We start from the raw sequence: 19,426 nt of genomic DNA, 5'->3' as shown, positions 1-19,426 counted from the left end.
TAGTTTTATAGCTACATTTATCGGAATCTCAAGAGGCAGAACGGCGCCGGCGAACGCCATCACAGACCGGGTTCGCATTCGCCCCCAAACGCGATAGGGCAGACGCGATGCGCCCCGATATTCTCAACCCCCTGTTTGCAGAGGTCGAAACACTCGACGGTGTCGGGCCGAAGCTGAAGAAACCGCTCGATAAACTGGGTCTGACGCGGGTGCGCGATGTCGCCTATCACCTGCCCGATCGGTTCGTGACCCGGCGCCCGGTCGCGAACCTCGATGAAGCGAGCGTTGGCGAACAGATCGTCGTCGCCCTTACCCCCACCGAACATCGCGCCAGCGGCACGGGGCGTGGCCCGTATCGAGTGCTGGCCTCCGATGCGGTGGGGAATATCTGTGCACTGACTTACTTTGGGCGCGCCAGCTATTCAGCGAAAAAGCTGCTCCCGGTTGGCGAACAGCGCTGGATTGCCGGACGCCTCGATGAATACGGGCAAATGCTCCAGATCGTGCATCCCGATCATGTAGCGGAAACCAGCGAGGGATTGCTCGCCACTCTGAACGAGCCGGTCTATCCGCTTGCCGCCGGGCTGACTCAGCCCAAAGTGGCCGGACTGGTCGATCAGGCGCTGGCCCGGTTGCCCGATTTGCCTGAGTGGATCGAACCGGGGCAGTTTACCAAGACGCAATGGCCCGCGTGGGCAGATGCGTTGAAGCTGGCACACAAGGGGCATCACCCGGCTGCGCGCGACCGGCTGGCGTATGACGAATTGCTGGCCAACAGTCTGGCGCTGATGCTGGTGCGGGCCGATAACCGACGGCGAAAAGGGCAGGCACTGCACGGGGACGGGCGGTTGCGGAACAAGCTTGCCCTGCCCTTCCCGCTCACCGGCGCACAGCAGCGCTCCATTCGCGAAATCGAAGGCGATCTGGCGCAGGACACGCCTATGCTGCGTTTGCTGCAAGGCGATGTCGGTGCGGGCAAGACAGTGGTTGCTCTGGAAGCGATGCTGGTGGCGATCGAGGCCGGGTGCCAGTCCGCCCTGCTGGCGCCGACCGAAATCCTCGCGCGGCAGCATTACGAAACGCTCCGCACGCTGGCCGCGCCAACCGGCATCGAAATTGCCCTGCTTACCGGGCGCGACAAGGGGCGCGCACGCGAAGCGATTCTGATGGGGCTGTACGATGGCTCCATCGATATGATCGTGGGCACCCACGCCATTTTTCAGGACACTGTGACCTATCGCAACCTGGGGCTGGTAGTGATCGACGAACAGCACCGCTTTGGCGTGTCGCAGCGCCTGATGCTGGCGCAGAAAGGGCGTGTCACGCCGCATACTTTGGCGATGACCGCAACGCCGATCCCACGCACGCTGACACTGGCGCAATATGGCGAGATGGATGTCAGCCGGCTCGACGAATTGCCACCCGGGCGACAGGCGATCGATACCGTGGTGGTTTCCGCCGAACGGATGGGCGAAGTGGTCGATCGGCTGGGTGCGGCGATTGCGGGCGGCGCGCAGGCCTATTGGGTGTGCCCGATGGTCCGCGAGCTGGAGAGCGAGGATATCGCCGCTGCGGAGGCCCGCTTTGCTGCCCTGCGCGCGCGGTTCGGGGATGATGTCGTGCTGGTCCACGGCCAGCTCAAACCCGAACTGAAAGATGCGGCGATGGAACGCTTTGCATCGGGGCAAGCCAGGTTACTGGTCGCAACGACAGTGATCGAAGTGGGCGTCGATGTGCCCAACGCCACGCTGATGGTGATCGAACAGGCAGAGCGATTCGGGCTGGCGCAGCTTCACCAGTTACGCGGGCGGGTCGGGCGCGGCACAGCAAAGTCGGTATGCGTGCTGATGCGCGGCGGCGAACTGAGCGAAACCGGCAAGGCGCGCCTCGCTCTGATGCGCGAAACGCAGGACGGGTTCCGGCTGGCGGAGGAAGACCTGCGGCTGCGGGGTGGCGGCGAACTGCTGGGCACCCGGCAATCGGGCGACACCCCGTTCCGCATTGCCGAACTGGAGCAGATCGAACGCCTGCTCCCCCTCGCCCATGACGACGCGCGTTTGTTGATGGAGCGGGATGGCGGACTTGCCAGCGAACGCGGTCAGGCCGCGCGCACTATGCTCTATCTGTTCGAACGCGACTGGGGCGTACAGTTACTGCGCGGGGGATAGAGCCCCTGCCGAATAGCCCCGCCCGGCGAAATTTGCCTCAGCTCGCCTTGGCGTCTGGCGCGTACTTTTCCATCAGCTTGTACGCCTTGGCATACCACTCGCTGCCCGGATAGTTGGCACCCAGCACAGCGGCGTATTTCTTCGCCTCTTCGGGAATGCCGAGCGCCAGATTGGTTTCGGTCAGGCGGAACAGGGCCTCCGGCGCGTGGCTGGTGGTCTGGAAATTATCGACCACGTTGCGGAACCGCAGCGACGCCGCCAGCCATTTGCCGCTCTTTTCATAATAGCGGCCGATTTCCATTTCCTTGCCCGCAAGGTGATCTTCCACCAGATCGAGCTTCAGCCGCGCGTCGGTGGCATAGTCGGTCGCCGGATAGCGGCGGACCACTTCGCGCAAGGCAGCGCGGGCCTGTTCGGTGGTTTTCTGATCGCGGGTTACGTCGCTGATCTGTTCGTAATAGCTCAGCGCGATCAGGTAATACGCGTACGGCGCATCCTTGTTGCCCGGATGGATCGAGAGGAATCGCTGCGCGCTGCCGATCGCCTTGTTGTAATCGCTGGCGACGTAGTAGCTGAACGCACTCATCAACTGTGCCTGCCGCGCCCACGGTGAATAGGGGTGCTGGCGCTCCACCTCGTCGAACAGGGCGGCGGCGAGCTTGGGCTGGCCGCGGTCGAGGCGATCCTTCGCCGAATTATACAACGTCTCCACATCGCGGGCGACGTAGGCGGTATCCTTGGGCTTGCCCCCGCTCCCGGCACACCCGGTTACGACCAGCGAAGAACCGACCACTGCGGCGACGAGAGCGAGCTTGAGCGGGCTGCGTGAAACGATCTGCATAGGGCCACGCCTATAGCCAGCGCGTACGTGAACGCAAAGTGAAGTTATTGCCATCACCCACCGTTCATTTTCCTACACGGTGTAAAATGTGCATCAGACCGCCCCGCCACCTTCGCCCAGTCGCAATAAAGGAGCCTGCCATCATGACCCGCCGCGCTGACAATCGCACCATCCGCGTCCCCGGCAATCACGACGATCTGCCTGCGTTCGATCCCGTCCCCCGCAAATCGAAACGGCACGACGGATGGACGCCCGAACGCCAGCGCGCATTCATCGGTGCGCTGGCCGATACCGGCAGCGTCAAACGCGCCGCGATGCACGTCAACATGAGCGCGGAGGGCGCCTACTACCTCCGCCGCCAGCCCGGCGCGGAGGGTTTTCGCCGCGCTTGGGAATGCGCGCTCGACTTCGGCGTACAGCGGTTGCAGGACGAAGCCTTCGAACGCGCGCTCAACGGACAGCTTTCCCCGGTATTCGTCGGCGGCAAGCTCAAAGGGTTTCGCCGGGTGAAGAACGACCGGCTGCTGATGTTCTGCCTGCGGATGAACATGCGCGCGCAGGACGGCCGCCGCCTGGCCGCCAGCTATTTCGACCCCGGCGCAGACCGCCTGTCAGGAAATCCCCTCTCGCCCTCAGGCAGCGAGGCGACAGGGCGACAAGGTGTCTCCATCACTGTGCCGGCATTGAGCCGCGCGGAGAAGGACGACATGAACGCCGCGATGATCGAACACTTCGATCCGGTGCAGATGACCCTGCCCGAAATCGAGGCGATGCAGGCCAAACTGGCCGAACTCGCCGCCTGGCGCCGCGCCGAAGAAAACGGCCCGCCCGATGGCCATATGGAGCCCCATTTCATGATCCTGGGCAAAGGCAAGGACTGGGCCGACGCAGGCGAACTGGAAGGAATCGTCGAGGCCGACGATGAACTGGAACCGTTCAACCCGGACGAGGATGACTGGTGGGATCTGGATGAGGGGGAGTAGAGGTTTAGCTTTCGGAGAAAGCCACGCACTGGGAGGTGGTGAATTTTCATCGAACTTTCGAGCCAGGCACCTATCTTGACCATATGGTGGATAACCGCACGAAAGATAGTCGCAGTAGGTTGATGTCGCGGATCGGCTCAAAGCATACTAAGCCCGAACTCGCTGTACGCACTCTGCTTCACCGCATGGGATATCGTTTTAGACTGCACCGAAGGGAGCTACCGGGCAAACCGGACATTGTTTTCATCGGTCGCAAGAAAGCGATCTTTGTGCACGGATGTTACTGGCATGGTCACGGCTGCAAAATTGGAAAACCGCCAAAATCGAATCTGGAATTCTGGCTTCCCAAGATTGAGCGAAACCGTGAGCGCGATGTTAGAAATAGGTTCGAATTGGAGAGGATTGGCTGGCAAGTCGAAGAAGTTTGGCAGTGTGAACTCAAGGATTTTCAAATTCTTGCAGAAAAATTGCGGAATTTTCTCGGACCCCAGAAAGCGATCGACAGCCACTAAATGTTCTGCTAACGTTCCGGCGTCGTGCAGGCAGAGGAACTAATTATGCGCCCTATCGCAATTGACTTATTTGCCGGTGCTGGCGGAATGAGCCTAGGCTTCGAACAGGCAGGTTTCGACGTGAAAGCTGCTGTGGAAATCGACCCTGTCCATTGCGCCACCCACAAGTTTAATTTCCCCAAATGCTCCGTAATCCCACGCTCGGTCGAAGGGTTGAAGGGTAGCGAAATCCGCGTTGCAGCAGGTTTGGGCAACCGCACAGTCGACGTGGTTTTCGGAGGCGCACCTTGCCAAGGCTTCTCAATGATCGGGCAGCGTGTACTCGACGATCCGCGCAATCGCCTCGTGGGCGACTTCCTACGCATAGTGTCAGAACTAGACGCTACTTATTTCGTATTTGAGAACGTGAAAGGGCTAACGGTCGGGAAACACCGAAAATTCCTCGATGAATTTATCGAATACGCCGATGAACTTGGCTATGAAGTTCGGAAACCGTGGCAGGTTCTCGATGCTGCGAATTACTCGGTTCCCCAACATCGAGAGCGCCTAATCTTATTCGGTGCGCAAAAAGGGGAGAATCTACCGGATTATCCAGCGCCTTGGACCAATCCGGCTGATGGAAAGCGGAAAGTATTTAAGGGCCTGCCCAAAGGCCCTACTGTCTCCGATGCCTTGAGCGACATTCCAGACGCGGAGGGATTTGAAGAGCTTCGAAGCACTGATGAAGTGACTTTTACAAAGTGGGGCGCGGGCTCGACTTACGCGTTTGAAATGCGCTGCCGAACGAATTCGGCTTGGCATCGCGGAGAAGTCCGAGAGTGGAACCCAAACTTGCTGACTTCGAGTGCAAGGACCGAACACACCGAAATTTCTCGCCGCCGCTTTTCGAAAACGGCAGGCGGAGAAACCGAACCAATTTCGCGGTTTTACAAGCTCCACCCTGAGGGCTTGAGTAACACCCTTCGTGCCGGCACTGACGGAGCAAGGGGTGCATTTACAAGCCCCCGCCCAATCCATCCAGAGCACAATCGTTGCGTAACCGTTCGGGAAATGGCGCGCTTACATGGTTATCCCGACTGGTTTCGTTTTAACGAAACGAAATGGCACGGCGCTAGGCAGATCGGCAATTCGGTGCCACCTCCATTGGCGCGTGCCATCGCAAGCGAGGTATGGCGTTGCGGCGGATACATTCTCAATTCTTCGGCACAATCAGTTCCTTTAGGGGACGAAAAACTTCTCCGTATGACCGTAAGGGATGCGGCCACATATTTTGGAATCGAGGCTCCACCATCCAAGAGAAATATGAAAAGTGGATCAAAGAAACGAAAACAAGAAGAGATAGAAAAAGAAATAGAACTGAGAAGGTCAAATGGCTAAAGACAAAGGCGCTTACGACCGCATCATAGAGAAAATATTTCTCGATCATTACCAAAACGACCATGCCGAATTTGTATTCATTCGTCGAGAAATCATAGCAGCCAAGGAGCAACTTGCTCCCGATCTAGATCTTAATCCAGGCGATGTTCCATATTCATATCGCTACCGGCGGGCACTACCCGAGAAAATTCAAGCAACGCAGCCGACAGGGAAAGAATGGATTATTGAAGGCGCAGGCAGATCGAAATACCGGTTCAAGTTGGTCCCGGCCACAAGGATATTACCCAATCCAAATTTAGCCGAGATCGCAATACCGGATGCTACTCCTGAAATAATTCGCGCCTACGCCCTTGATGACGAGCAAGCTTTGCTTGCAATACTTCGCTACAATAGATTGCTCGACACCTTCCTCAGCCTAACAACTTACAGTTTACAGAATCATCTCCGCACCTCTGTAAAAGGCATCGGCCAAATTGAGATCGACGAGCTATATATTGGAATTGATACGTATGGCTGCCATTATATCATTCCCGTGCAAGCCAAAGGCGGAAAAGATCAAATTGGCGTTGTGCAAACCACACAGGATATCAGGTTTGCGGAAAGTAAGTTTCCCGAAATGCGTTGCAAAGCAGTTTCAGCGCAATTCATGGATAATGGTGCCGTCGCATTATTCGACCTGACCATTCAGAGAGAAGAAGTTAAGATAGTTGACGAGCGTCATTATCGACTCATTCCTGCAAACGAGTTGGACCAGAAGGCCATACGGGATTACCGACCCGACTAACTATTCCTCGCCCATCCGCAGCGCGGCAATAAACGCCTCCTGCGGGATGCTGACATTGCCGTATTCGCGCATCCGGGCTTTACCCTTCTTCTGCTTTTCCAGAAGTTTCTTCTTGCGGGTGATGTCGCCCCCGTAACACTTCGCCGTCACGTCTTTGCGCAAGGCGGCGATGGTTTCGCGGGCGATGACTTTGCCGCCGATGGCCGCCTGAATCGGGATTTTGAACAGGTGGCGCGGGATCAGGTCTTTCAGGCGTTCGCACATGCCGCGCCCGCGCGCCTCGGCCACGCTGCGGTGGACGATCAGGCTCAGCGCGTCGACCGGTTCGTTGTTGACCAGAATGTTCATCTTCACCAGATCGCCTTCGCGCAGGCCGATCTGTTCGTAATCGAAGCTGGCATAGCCGCGGCTGATGCTCTTCAACCGGTCGTAGAAATCGAACACTACTTCGTTGAGCGGCAATTCGTACATCACTTGCGCGCGGCCGCCGACATAGGTCAGCTCGGTCTGGATGCCGCGGCGATCCTGACACAGTTTGAGGATGGCGCCGAGGTATTCGTCGGGGGTGTAGATCGTCGCCTTGATCCACGGTTCCTCGATCGTTTCGATCCGGCTGGGATCGGGATAATCGGCCGGGTTGTGGAGGTAGATTTCGCCCGCCGCCTCGTTCTTGCTGGCGCGCAATTCGATGCGATAAACCACGCTGGGCGCGGTGGTGATCAGATCGAGATCGTACTCCCGGCTCAGCCGTTCCTGAATAATCTCAAGATGTAACAGGCCGAGGAACCCGCAGCGGAAGCCGAAGCCGAGCGCCGCGCTGCTTTCCATTTCATAGCTGAAGCTGGCATCGTTGAGCCGCAGGCGGGCAATCGATTCGCGCAGTTTCTCGAAATCGGCGGCGTCCACCGGGAACAGGCCGCAGAACACCACCGGCTGCACTTCCTTGTACCCCGGCAGCGCGGCGGTCGCCCCGCCCTTCACCGTGGTGATCGTGTCGCCCACGCGGGCCTGTTCGACTTCCTTGATCTGCGCTGTGACGAAGCCGATTTCGCCCGGCCCGATTTCGGGCAGGTCCACCCGTTTGGGGGTGAACGCGCCGACCCGGTCGATCAGGTGATCGGTGCCGCCCTGCATGAATTTGACATTCAGCCCCTTGCGGATGACCCCGTCGATCACACGGACGAGGATGACCACGCCGAGGTATGGGTCGTACCAGGAATCGACCAGCATCGCCTTCAGCGGCGCATCGCGGTCGCCCTTGGGGGCGGGGATTTTGGCGACGACCGCTTCCAGCACGTCTTCGATGCCGATGCCCGATTTGGCACTGGTGAGCACCGCTTCGCTCGCGTCGAGGCCGATGATGTCCTCGATCTCCGCCTTGACCTTCTCCGGCTCTGCAGCGGGCAAATCGATCTTGTTGATAACCGGCACGATTTCGTGATCGTGCTCAATCGACTGATAGACATTGGCCAGCGTCTGCGCCTCAACCCCCTGCGCCGCGTCCACCACCAGCAACGCACCCTCGCACGCCGCGAGGCTGCGGCTGACCTCATACGCGAAGTCGACGTGCCCGGGGGTGTCCATCAGATTGAGCTCATACGTCTCGCCGTCGTGCGCGGTGTAGTTCAGGCGAACGGTCTGCGCCTTGATCGTAATCCCCCGCTCGCGCTCAATGTCCATATTATCAAGGACTTGTTCGCTCATTTCACGATCAGTCAGCCCCCCGCAAAACTGGATAAGCCGATCCGCAAGGGTCGATTTACCATGGTCGATGTGGGCGATTATGGAAAAGTTGCGGATGCGGGAAAGCTCAGTCATCCGCCGCCCTTAGCCGCGCCGAAGCGACCTGTCAGCAGGGGAAGATCAGGCGCATGTCATTCGCTACTGAAGATCGGTCTGCGGGAAGGCCGTTCGCTCTCACCTTGCCAGACATCTCATGTCGCATCATCGAACATCACCGTCGTTGCTTGCAACAGGATTGGCAGAAGCGCATTGTTCAGCGCTGGGATATCCGCCGGAAAGAAACTTGACGGCGCCCTTTCACAACGTGCAAATCAGCATCCCGACAACGGGCAGCCGGTAGAAGGAAACGTTTTTGTCCGATCCCATGCAATTCGCCGATGTCTCCATCATGCGAGCGGGCGGGCGCGATTTGCGGGTTGCTCATTGGCGATTGAACCAACCATCCGATCGCTTTCCGGTACTGTTTTTCAACGGCATTGGTGCAAGCCTGGAAATCGTCGCCCCCTTGGCGGAGGCGCTCTCCAGCCGCGCATTCATAACCTTCGACATGCCCGGCATCGGTGAATCACCCGAACCGATTGTACCATATACCCCTCAGACCATGGCATGGACTGCGGCAAGATTGCTCGACCGGCTTGGCATCTCTCAGGTCGATATCATGGGCTTCAGTTGGGGCGGTGTGATCGCGCAGCAACTTGCATTGCAGTATGGTGCGCGCGTGCGGCGGGTCATTTTGGCAGGCACCACTGCAGGGTTGCTGGCTGTTCCGGGCAGCCCGCTGGCTCTCGCCCGGTTAGGGGATGCACCACGCCTCGCCGGCCGCAACGAAGGGGGACGTATAGCGGCACGGATCGTGCCCCCAACAATACGCGGATATGCCTATCAACTGATGGCAATGGCTGGCTGGACCAGCGCGGCCGCCCTGCCCTTTTTGAAGAAGCCGGTACTGATAATGGCGGGCGAATGCGACGATGTGGTTCCGCTGGCCAACGCCCATATTCTGAAAGGCCTGATCCCCGAAGCGAAGATGGAAATTTTCGCAGACGGAGGACACCTGTTCCTCGCTACACACCGTGAACAGGCGCAGACGGCAATCCGCACGTTTCTCGATGCGCCGGATTTGGAGGGAGAAGTCTGATGCGACATATCGCAATCGTCGGCTCCGGGCCCGCTGGATACTACACTGCGGAGGCAGCTCAGAAGCAGTGGGGCGACGATGTTCGGGTCGATGTTATCGACATGTTGCCCGTGCCGTATGGCCTTATTCGCACAGGGGTCGCCCCGGATCATCAATCGATCAAAGCTGTCAGCCAACGGTATGAAAAAACGGCTCTTACCGAAAATGTGCGGTTTGTCGGCAACGTTATGATCGGGCGCGATATTTCCGCGAAGGAGCTAAAGGCACTGTATGACGCGGTTGTATTCGCTACCGGAGCGCCCAATGACCGCGCGTTGGGCTTGCCCGGTGAAGACCTCCGCAATGTCTTTGGCAGTGCAGCCTTTGTTGGATGGTATAATGGCCACCCGCAATTTGCCGATCTCGATCCAGACTTGTCAGGCAGGAACGCTGTGGTGATCGGAATGGGGAATGTCGCACTCGACGTCGCGCGCATCCTGTCAAAGACCGACAGCGAGTTCGAAGGAAGCGACATCGTCGCACACGCACTCGATCTGCTGCGGAATTCCCGGATTTCGACGATCACAATTGTCGGCCGACGCGGGCCCCATCAGATTATGATGACGCCCAAAGAACTGAGTGAGCTGATGGACCTCGCTCGTGCCAGTCCGCGAGTTGATCCGGCGGACTTACCGGAGCCAGAGGAAGACGCATTTCTGGAACCGGGGGTGCGAAAGTCGGTCGGGCTGCTACGCAGTTTCGCGGCGATTCCCGAAAGTGAACGCGCCGACAAGAGGATAGAAATCGATTTCGACATGTTTGCCAGCCCGGTGCGGTTCATCGGTAAGAATCAGGTTTCCGCGCTGAAGATAGAACGCACACGGGTGGAGTCTGGCCGTGCAGTGGGCACCGGCGAAACCTATACGATCCCCGCCGATTTGGTTGTCTCCTGCATCGGTTATCGTAGTTCTCCGATCCCGGACGTGCCATTCGATGAACGCGCCGGCCGGTTTGCAAACGATGGCGGGCGGATCGAGTCCGGCTTGTATTGCGTGGGTTGGGCCCGGCGCGGACCAACCGGCACGATTGGCACAAACCGGCCCGACGGCTTCTCGGTTATTGAAAAGATCGCCGAAGATTTCGACACGGGTGCGATCGCCAACGTCCCGCATGAAGGGCGCTCTGGCCTCGACAAACTGATCGCCGAACGCGGCGTAGATGTCGTCACTTTCCGGGACTGGAAGAAAATCGAAGAGGCGGAGGAACAGGCCGCGCGCAAAGGTGCCCCTCGCGAAAAATTCGTCGATGTCGAGGCAATGATCCGCGCGCGTCTCTGATCTGGTACCAGCCACGCTCCAACTCGAATACGCTACATCGGCCTATAGACACATCGGTTGCGATGTGAGACTTTCCTCTCCAATAATACAAAGAAAGAGAGAGGATTGGCGGGCATGGCCACTTATGATCTGATTATCCGCAGGGGGACCGTTGTCGATGGAACCGGCGAAGAACGGTTCACCGCCGACATCGCAGTGAAAGATGGCCTGATCGCACAAGTTGGCACGATAACCGGTGATGCCACGCAAGAAATTGACGCCAGCGGAATGATTGTAACGCCCGGGTTTGTCGATGTGCACACCCACTACGATGGGCAGGCGACCTGGGATCAGGAAATGGCCCCAAGTAGCTGGCACGGGGTGACAACCGTCATCATGGGCAACTGCGGAGTTGGCTTTGCCCCCGCCGCCCCTGACCGGCATGAATGGCTGATCGGCCTGATGGAAGGGGTGGAGGATATTCCCGGTACAGCGCTGACCGAAGGCATGAAGTGGGACTGGGAAACCTTCCCTCAGTATCTCGATGCATTGGAGAAACTTCCGCGTACAGTCGATGTCGGCACCCACGTACCTCACGGCGCGGTTCGCGCTTACGTTCTGGGCGATCGGGAAAAACCCGGTGCAGTGCCCACTGATGACGATATCGCCAAGATGGGCAACATCGTGGAAGAAGGCGTACGCGCCGGCGCGCTGGGCTTTTCAACCAGTCGCACGGTGATCCACAAATCGGTCGATGGCGAGCTAGTCCCCGGCACGACTGCCACAGCAGAAGAGCTGATTTCGATTGGCAAGGCGATGGCACGGGCCGGGCACGGCGTATTTGAACTGGCCAGCGACCTGAAGCGCGAATGGAATGAATTCGACTGGATGGGAAAGCTGAGCCGCGACACCGGCTTGCCCGTTACGTTTGCGGCGCTGCAATCGATTGCCAAGGAAATGCCGCTGGACGAACAGATTGCTGCGATGCGCGCGGAGAATGACAACGGCGCGAACATCGTCGCTCAGATTGCCCTGCGCGGTAACGGGATCGTAATGGCGTGGCAGGGCACGGTTCACCCATTCCGTTTCCGCCCAAGCTGGATGGCGATTTCCGATCTTGGATGGGCAGAGCAAAAGGCGAAGCTGCTCGATCCTGTATTCAAGGATCAACTGCTGGCGGAAGAAAACGACTTCACGGGAGCCCCTCAAGATCTCATCCATCTGTTCATGGTGATTGTGAACGGCTGGTCCGCCCAGTTCGAAATGGACCCAGATTTCGATTACGAACCGTCAGCTGAATCCTCCATTCAAGCACGAGCTGAGAAGGCTGGCATCGATCCACAGGAATATGCCTACGACCTGTTATGTCGTGACGATGGCAAAGGGTTTATCTATCTGCCAATTCTCAATTATCAGGATGGCAATCTCGACTTTCTCGAAGCGTTGCAGGCAAGCGACGACACCGTCAATTCCTTAAGTGACGGCGGCGCCCATTGTGGCACAATCTGCGATGCCGCCAGCCCTACTTTCATGCTCCAACATTGGGTCCGCGATCGGAAGCGCGCCGCTGCGCGTAACAGTGGCAAGGTCAGCCTGGAACATGCGATCAAGCGTCAATGTCGTGATACCGCCCTACTTTATGGGCTGGAGGACCGCGGACTGATCGCGCCCGGATATCTCGCAGATCTCAACATCATCGACTTTGACCGCCTAAAGCTCGGCAAACCTTGGCTGGCATTCGACTTACCTGCGGGTGGTAAGCGATTGTTGCAAAAAGCTGATGGCTATGTCGCCACAATCAAAGGCGGCGTTGTGACGTTCCGCGAAGGAGAATGGACGGGAGCAACACCGGGCAACCTTATCCGTGGGCCACAGCAAGTCGCGATGCTCGAAGCTGCGGAGTAAAGAAGGGTAATCATAGTCCGTGCCGTCATTTCACACACAGAAACGACGGTACGGATAGAATCGCCATTCAATTCCGTTGATCTGTGAAGATTGTTCTTTCCGAGCAGCAGACAAGCTGATTGGCGACAAGTTTAGCAGCGCAGAGGCCCTTGCCTCCCCTTTTGGCTAATATACCATCATCGGTTGGGCGCAGGGACCAAAGACACCGCTTCGCATTCAAACCCGATCAAACCCGCATCGGCATCAGCACGTAAAGCGCCGGGCTTTTTTCATCCTCACGGATCAGTGTAGGCGCGCCCGCGTCGGCAAGGTGCAATTCCACTGTATCACTGTCGATCTGATGAAGAATGTCCTTCAAGTAATTGGCATTAAAGCCAATCTCCATCCCTTCGGCACGATAATCGGCAGGTACTTCTTCCGCTGCCGTTCCGTTATCCGGGCTTGTCACAGACAAAGTGACGCGATCGTTCTCCAGCCCCATCTTCACAGCACGTGTTTTCTCAGTGGCGATGGTCGCAACACGATCTACGCCAGCGTAAAGGCTCTTGGGATCGAGCTTGAGGAGTTTATCGTTCCCGGTGGGGATCACCCGGCTGTAGTCTGGAAAAGTGCCGTCGATCAGCTTGCTGGTGAGCACGACTCCGCCCTCCCCACCTAAAGTGAAGCGAATCTTGCTGGCGGAAAGGTCGATCTGGACGTTGCCGTCCATTGATTCATCCAGCAACTTACGCAATTCGGCCACCGCTTTGCGCGGTACGATCACGTCAGGCATCCCTTCGGCACCTTCAGGGCGAGCGATCGTGAACCTTGCCAGTCGATGACCATCGGTCGCTGCCGCTTTCAGAACCGGCTGTTCATCATCCGAAACATGGAAGAAAATGCCATTCAGGTAATAGCGGGTTTCTTCAGTGCTGATCGCGAAGCGTGTGCGATCGATCAGTTCAGCCAATGTTTTGGCGGGAAGTTCGAAGCGCGTCGGCAAGTCGCCTTCAACGATCACCGGGAAATCGTCGCGCGGCAAAGTCGGAAGCTGGAACCGGCTACGTCCCGCTTTCACGATCATGCGATTATCGGTAGTTTCCAGACTGACCTGACTACCATCGGGCAGCTTCCGGGCGATGTCGAACAGCAAGTGCGCCGAAACGGTGATCGCTCCGCTATCTTCCACCGATGCCGCGGCAATATTTTCCACCACCTGCAAATCGAGGTCGGTCGCCATCACTTTCAGCGAACCACCGTCCGACGCATCAAGCAGGACGTTTGACAGGATCGGGATCGTATTGCGTCGTTCAACAACCGATTGGACATGGGAGAGACACCGCAGCAGTGTCGCGCGTTCGATAGTGGCCTTCATCGGTCCTACTTTCAGCCTTCTGTGCGCGCTAGCGACCGGAATCGCCCACCAGCGCCGAAATATGTCGAAACAACCTTAGCGATGGCAGGAGATGGGACAAGGGTGCGATGCACTACTGCGCCCTGTCATAACCGATTCCTTGGGGATAATTGCCCCCAATCTTCCGCCAAAACCCGCAGAGCGACAAAATCACCCTGCTGGCCCGGTCACCCCAGCATCGCCATCCCACCATTGACGTGCAGCGTCTGGCCCGTGACATAACCTGCCTCTTTCGAGGCGAGGTAAGCCACCGCAGCACCGATATCACTGCCTTCCCCCATACGAGCCATCGGAATTTTCGCGTTGATTGCTTCCTTTTGCGCGTCATTCAGTGCTTCGGTCATCGCAGTGCGGATGAAACCGGGGGCCACACAGTTCACTGTGATCCCACGGCTAGCCAGTTCCTGTGCCAGGCTCTTGCTCATCGCGGTCAGCCCGCCTTTAGCAGCAGTGTAGTTCATCTGGCCCGGATTGCCCGTCGTTCCCACTACACTGGTGATCGAAATCATACGACCAAAACGTGCCTTCATCATTGGCCGGGCGGCGGCCCGCATCAGGCGGAACGATGCCTCCAGATTGACGCGGATGACGTCATCCCATTCGTCATCCTTCATTCGCATCGCGAGATTGTCGCGTGTAATACCGGCGTTGTTTACGAGGATATCGAGCTGCCCCAGCGTATCCACGGCGGCGGGGATCAGTTTCTCCACGCTTTCCGCGTTGGAAAGATCGCACGTAATTTCAACGTGGTCACCGCCAAGCTCGTCGTTCAACTGCTCCCGAAACACGCGCAGCTTATCGGCGTTCGAACCTGACAGGGCCAGGCGTGCGCCCTGGCTGGCAAGTGCACGTGCGATTTCCGATCCGATACCCCCACTGGCACCGGTCACGAGCGCAGTCATTCCTTTGAGCGAAAACATCATCCGATCTCCTTTGCCAGCGCTTCCAGGTCTTCCATCGAAACCACGCTGATAGCGACAGCTTCCTTATCTATGCGCCCAATCATCGGGCCCAGAACTTTTCCGCCAAGCTCAATAAACTGTTCGACGCCCGCTGCGCGCATGGCCAGCACACTTTCCCGCCAGCGAACCCGCCCGCAAACCTGCTGCACCAGCAAGCCCAACTCTTCCATGGGATCAGTGACGGGAGCAGCGGTCACATTGGCATACAATGGCAGCGCAAGCGGGCCCGGCGGGGTCGTGTTGAGAGCTTCTGCCATCGTATCGGCGGCAGGTTGCATCAGGTCGCAATGAAACGGAGCAGACACCGGCAACAACACGCCACGTTTGATGCCAAAATCCTTTACCTGAGCCACGGCACGTTCGATCGCGCCCTTGTTGCCCGACAGGACGACCTGCCCCGGATCGTTATCGTTCGCGACCTGGCACACCTGCCCTTCGGCGGATGCGTCTGCCAATGCCTGAGCCTTGTCCAAATCGGCACCCAGCAGCGCACACATCGCGCCGTTGCCAACCGGCACCGCTGCCTGCATCGCCTGCCCACGCAACTTCAACAGTCGAGCGGTATCGGCCAAGCTAAATGCGCCCACGGCGCACAGGGCGGTATATTCCCCAAGACTGTGGCCGGCGACACAATCGCCCTTCTCCACAAGCGAAACGCCAAATTCGCTTTCCAGAACCCGGAGCGTGGCAATCGCATTGGCCATAATTGCAGGCTGAGCGTTCTCGGTTAGCGTTAGCTGATCGTCGGACCCTTCGGCCATGATAGTCGACAGCTTCTGTCCCAGAGCATCGTCAACTTCTTCAAAAACCGCGCGCGCCGCTGCGCTGGCTGCGGCAAGGCCGGTGCCCATGCCGACCTTCTGGCTCCCCTGCCCGGGAAATACGAACGCTCTCATCTTGCTCTCCAGTGAAAGAATGGCCCCGCGCCTATGCGCCTGGAGGCGGTACGGCAAGACCGAAGGGGACGATCTTGTTGTCTATCGTGTGCCCAATCTCCGCTCGTCCCAGATAAGGTACTCCGGCCCGCGTACACCAATATTGTGCGATTTCTTCCGCTGTCGAACCGAAGGGGCGATCATTTTCCGGTACATCTGAAACGGCCCCCAATCGCAATCCCGCCACCCCTGCCAGATATGGCATCAGAGCGAAGAACAGGCGATCCACGGCATAGAGATGCTCGCCCACTTCCTCGACCATCACAATATGGCCGCTCAGATCGGGCATCAGATCGGTACCGCAAAGCATTGCGAGCGTTATCAGATTGAAGGCGACAGCTGGCTGCACGCCATCGAGCGTTGGCTCAATCTCTTCTCTGCTCCCAGATAACCACGATAGAGTGCGACAGGCAGAGATTCCTTCGCTTGCCCCCTCCCCCCGCCTCACGTCAGCTACCACAGGCGCATGAACAGGTTGCCCAATACGATGCCTGTACAATGCGCCAAGCAGATAGCCGCAGTCGGAATAGCCCAGATAGGCCTTTTCATGCGCCGCCCGATTCATTCCCGCAATCGCCTCAGCGGCAATTCGGTTTGAACCATAACCGCCACGTGCGAACCACACCGCGTCCACTGCTGGATCGTTGGCGCAATCTAGCAGTGCAGAAAGACGAACATCGTCGTCTCCTGCAAAATGCCCATGTGAGGCAAAACATTGTGGATGAAAATCCAGCGTTAGCGCGGGAAAGCTGGACTCGGCCAGCACAGTGACCTTTGCCGCGATATCCGGGGTTATGGGTGTGGCGGGCGCGCAGATTGCGATGCGGGTCATCCGCGCTTCATATCAGCCGGTTCACATTTGACGAGTCCCGCACTAGCCAGAGAGCTATATGACTGACACGATCGACCTGACATCCATTCCATGGTATTTCTGCGGCATTGGCGGCTCCGGCATGTTGCCACTGGCGCAAATTCTGCACGGAATGGGCGCGCATGTTTCCGGGTCGGATCGCAGCAACGATCAGGGGCGCACCCCGGAAAAATTCGACTGGCTGGAAGATCACGATTTCACTCTGTTCCCGCAAGATGGCAGCGGCGTGACTTCATCCGAACAGGTGATTGTCGCCAGCGCCGCCGTGGAAGATACCGTGCCGGAAATTGTCCGCGCGAAGGAGCTGGGCTGCAAACGAGTGACCCGCGCCGATTTGTTGTCCTCGTTATTTAACGACGAGGACGCAGGGATAGCGATCGCCGGCACCAGTGGTAAATCGACCACCACCGCCATGCTCGGTTGGATCCTGTATGATAATGGGCGCGATCCCACGATCATGAATGGCGCAGTGATGAAAAATTTTGCCACTGCTGCCTCCCCTTATGCCAGCGCACACGTAGGCAGAGGCAGCGTTTTCGTTAGCGAGGTGGATGAAAGCGACGGTTCGATTGCGCTCTATCGCCCAACGGTAGGGTTGTTGCTCAATGTGAGCCTCGACCACAAATCGATGGAAGAACTATGCCAGTTATTCGGTGATTTCCTGCGCGTGTCGCGCACCCGCGCTGTCAATCTGGACGACGAGGAAGTGCGCCAACTGGCCGACGGATTGGACAATACCGTCAGCTTTGCCATCGAAACGGACACAGCAGACATTACGGTCGATCCCGCATCGATTGAGAGCAATCCTTTATCGATTGCAGCCACAGTAATCGACAACCGCGACCGTTCGCACCACCAATTGCATGTAGCGATGCCGGGCAGACACAACCTGTCGAACGCATTGGCAGCGATTGCTGCAGCGAGCGCTGCGGGCGTCCCCGTAGAAAAGGCGGTAGCGTCACTGGGTAGTTTCAAGGGGCTGGCCCGGCGTTTCGATGTCATCGGCACTACACCTGGCGCTGTCAGCGTGATTGACGATTTCGGGCACAACCCGGAAAAATGCGCGGCGACCTTGCGGACATTGAAAGCACATCCGGGACGGATCATCGCTTTCTTCCAGCCACACGGATATGGTCCTCTGCGCCAGATGGGGCACGAACTGGCGGAAACATTTGCCCGCGAACTGGGGGACGGCGATCGTGTCCTGTTTTCCGATCCGGTCTATTTCGGAGGCACGGTTGACCGTAGCGAGGGCTCTGAACGGATCATCCGGCTGATAGAGCAGCTATCGGAAGCTACGGGTAAAGACATCCGTGCCGACTATATCCCTACGCGCAAGGCGATTGCAGACCGGATTATTCAACTGGCGCGGCCGGGCGATCGCATAATCGTAATGGGAGCGCGCGACGACACTTTGACCGAGTTCGCGGAAAAGCTGTTACCTTTCCTGCCATGATGGCGGGAGGTAGCGTAGCATGCTGGCTCAATGCACGCTGCCCCCCTTCCCCAGCAGCGTCTGTCCCCAATGCACGATCAGGGCAAGTAGTACGCCAATTACCAGGCCGAACACCGCGGAACTGACCGCATAAGTCAGCCATCCGAAGATGCCACCCAGTGCATGTGTCGCACCTTCGACAGAGTGGCGGATTCCTTCCATGAAATGCTCGGGCGCAGAGAATCCCACTTGCGCCAACCCATGCAGGATGATTCCCCCACCAACCCACAGCATCGCAACCGTACCAATCGTCGATAGGGCGTTCAGCAACCACGGCATTGCACGAAGCAAGAAGCGACCGGTTGCCTGCAAGGTTGCAGAAGGCTTCTTCGCTAGATGCAGACCAACGTCATCCATCTTCACGATCATACCAACCGCGCCATAGACGAGAAAAGTTATACCAACCCCGACGATAGCGAGCACTGCCGCCCGCACGAAGAAGCTTTCCGCCGAAACCGATGCAAGCGTTATCGCCATGATCTCTGCCGACAGGATCAGATCGGTCCTGACCGCCCCGTTCACACGCCCTTTCTCGAATGCCACCGGGTCTTCGATTGTATCATCAAGCGTTTCACCATGTTTGGCACCACCTACTTTCTCGATAATCTTTTCTGCGCCTTCGAAAGAAAGGTAGCAACCGCCCGCCATCAAAATGAACACAATCGCGGTGGGAAGGATCAGGCTGAGAATCAGCGCGCCGGGGAGCAGGATCAGCAATTTGTTCCGCAAACTGCCCTTGGTGATTTTCCAGATGATCGGCAGTTCACGCGCAGGGGACAGACCTGTGACATATCCCGGCGTCACGGCCGCATCGTCAACTACGACACCGGCCGCCTTCGTTCCCGCCTTGCTTGCCGCGACACCTACATCGTCGATCGATGCCGCCGCCGCTCTCGCAATTATGGAAACATCGTCAAGCAGTGCAACCAGTCCACCAGGCAAATTCGTGCTCCCCTAAAAGCAATCGAGCCATTCAATCTCCGGTTGCTCCTCCCGTTCCCGACGCACAAGACTTGCATTTATC

16 protein-coding genes are annotated in these 19,426 nt (G+C 57.9%); 9 read left to right on the top strand and 7 right to left on the bottom strand.

Annotation, left to right across the window (positions count from 1 at the left end):
* The first annotated feature begins 107 nt into the window (after positions 1-107).
* Complete coding sequence (gene recG / locus D6858_RS10725) at positions 108-2,168, top strand: ATP-dependent DNA helicase RecG (RefSeq protein ID WP_120110022.1); 2,061 nt, start codon at positions 108-110, stop codon at positions 2,166-2,168.
* 37 nt (positions 2,169-2,205) lie between these two features.
* Here the strand turns inward: recG and D6858_RS10720 are convergent, their stop codons facing one another.
* Complete coding sequence (locus D6858_RS10720; protein WP_120110704.1) at positions 2,206-3,003, bottom strand: outer membrane protein assembly factor BamD; 798 nt, start codon at positions 3,001-3,003, stop codon at positions 2,206-2,208.
* Positions 3,004-3,152: 149 nt separating this feature from the next.
* On the opposite strand from D6858_RS10720, the gene D6858_RS16145 reads away from it, so the two are divergent.
* The 4 genes from D6858_RS16145 (at position 3,153) to D6858_RS10700 (ending at position 6,665) form a co-directional block, all read left to right on the top strand.
* Positions 3,153-3,992 carry a hypothetical protein gene (locus D6858_RS16145; RefSeq protein ID WP_240623816.1) on the top strand — a complete coding sequence of 280 codons (840 nt, stop codon included), beginning with the start codon at positions 3,153-3,155 and terminating at the stop codon, positions 3,990-3,992.
* A gap of 83 nt (positions 3,993-4,075) precedes the next feature.
* Positions 4,076-4,504, top strand: coding sequence for a very short patch repair endonuclease (locus D6858_RS10710; protein WP_120110019.1), 429 nt, complete (start codon positions 4,076-4,078; stop codon positions 4,502-4,504).
* Positions 4,505-4,549: 45 nt separating this feature from the next.
* On the top strand, positions 4,550-5,881 hold the full coding sequence (locus D6858_RS10705; RefSeq protein ID WP_120110701.1) for a DNA cytosine methyltransferase: 1,332 nt from the start codon (positions 4,550-4,552) through the stop codon (positions 5,879-5,881).
* On the top strand, positions 5,874-6,665 hold the full coding sequence (locus D6858_RS10700) for an endonuclease (protein WP_120110017.1): 792 nt from the start codon (positions 5,874-5,876) through the stop codon (positions 6,663-6,665). Before D6858_RS10705 ends, D6858_RS10700 begins: the two co-directional genes overlap by 8 nt.
* Here D6858_RS10700 and lepA read toward each other — a convergent pair whose 3' ends face one another.
* Positions 6,666-8,483, bottom strand: coding sequence for a translation elongation factor 4 (gene lepA / locus D6858_RS10695; RefSeq protein WP_120110015.1), 1,818 nt, complete (start codon positions 8,481-8,483; stop codon positions 6,666-6,668).
* Positions 8,484-8,760: 277 nt separating this feature from the next.
* Between lepA and D6858_RS10690 the strand changes: the two genes are divergently transcribed.
* The 3 genes from D6858_RS10690 to D6858_RS10680 all read left to right on the top strand — a co-directional run bounded on the left by D6858_RS10690 (position 8,761) and on the right by D6858_RS10680 (position 12,746).
* Positions 8,761-9,546: an alpha/beta fold hydrolase gene (locus tag D6858_RS10690; RefSeq protein ID WP_240623814.1), complete on the top strand. Its 786-nt coding sequence runs from the start codon at positions 8,761-8,763 to the stop codon at positions 9,544-9,546.
* Complete coding sequence (locus tag D6858_RS10685; RefSeq protein WP_120110011.1) at positions 9,546-10,862, top strand: FAD-dependent oxidoreductase; 1,317 nt, start codon at positions 9,546-9,548, stop codon at positions 10,860-10,862. The genes D6858_RS10690 and D6858_RS10685 overlap by 1 nt, the downstream gene beginning before the upstream one ends.
* Before the next feature lie 114 nt (positions 10,863-10,976).
* Positions 10,977-12,746 carry an N-acyl-D-amino-acid deacylase family protein gene (locus D6858_RS10680; protein WP_120110009.1) on the top strand — a complete coding sequence of 590 codons (1,770 nt, stop codon included), beginning with the start codon at positions 10,977-10,979 and terminating at the stop codon, positions 12,744-12,746.
* A 226-nt stretch (positions 12,747-12,972) separates the two neighbouring features.
* Here D6858_RS10680 and dnaN read toward each other — a convergent pair whose 3' ends face one another.
* The 4 genes from dnaN to D6858_RS10660 form a co-directional block, all read right to left on the bottom strand.
* Positions 12,973-14,100 carry a DNA polymerase III subunit beta gene (gene dnaN, locus D6858_RS10675; RefSeq protein ID WP_102154149.1) on the bottom strand — a complete coding sequence of 376 codons (1,128 nt, stop codon included), beginning with the start codon at positions 14,098-14,100 and terminating at the stop codon, positions 12,973-12,975.
* 206 nt (positions 14,101-14,306) lie between these two features.
* Positions 14,307-15,059, bottom strand: a complete 753-nt coding sequence (gene fabG / locus D6858_RS10670) for a 3-oxoacyl-[acyl-carrier-protein] reductase (RefSeq protein WP_120110699.1) — start codon at positions 15,057-15,059, stop codon at positions 14,307-14,309.
* The gene (gene fabD, locus D6858_RS10665; RefSeq protein WP_120110007.1) at positions 15,059-15,997 is read right to left on the bottom strand and encodes an ACP S-malonyltransferase; all 939 of its coding nucleotides are present in this window, start codon (positions 15,995-15,997) and stop codon (positions 15,059-15,061) included. The genes fabG and fabD overlap by 1 nt, the downstream gene beginning before the upstream one ends.
* Positions 15,998-16,028: 31 nt before the next feature.
* Entirely contained in the window at positions 16,029-16,868 is an 840-nt protein-coding gene (locus D6858_RS10660) for an LD-carboxypeptidase (protein WP_120110004.1), read from the bottom strand.
* 58 nt (positions 16,869-16,926) lie between these two features.
* Between D6858_RS10660 and D6858_RS10655 the strand changes: the two genes are divergently transcribed.
* Positions 16,927-18,363, top strand: a complete 1,437-nt coding sequence (locus D6858_RS10655; protein ID WP_120110002.1) for a glutamate ligase domain-containing protein — start codon at positions 16,927-16,929, stop codon at positions 18,361-18,363.
* 27 nt (positions 18,364-18,390) lie between these two features.
* Here D6858_RS10655 and D6858_RS10650 read toward each other — a convergent pair whose 3' ends face one another.
* The gene (locus D6858_RS10650; protein WP_120109999.1) at positions 18,391-19,344 is read right to left on the bottom strand and encodes a DUF808 domain-containing protein; all 954 of its coding nucleotides are present in this window, start codon (positions 19,342-19,344) and stop codon (positions 18,391-18,393) included.
* Positions 19,345-19,426: the final 82 nt, after the last annotated feature.

This window comes from Tsuneonella suprasediminis (genome assembly GCF_003605755.1).
Lineage (GTDB): Bacteria > Pseudomonadota > Alphaproteobacteria > Sphingomonadales > Sphingomonadaceae > Tsuneonella > Tsuneonella suprasediminis.
The sequence above is the reverse complement of the archived record's forward strand: the minus strand, read 5'-3'. Positions and strand labels throughout refer to the sequence as shown.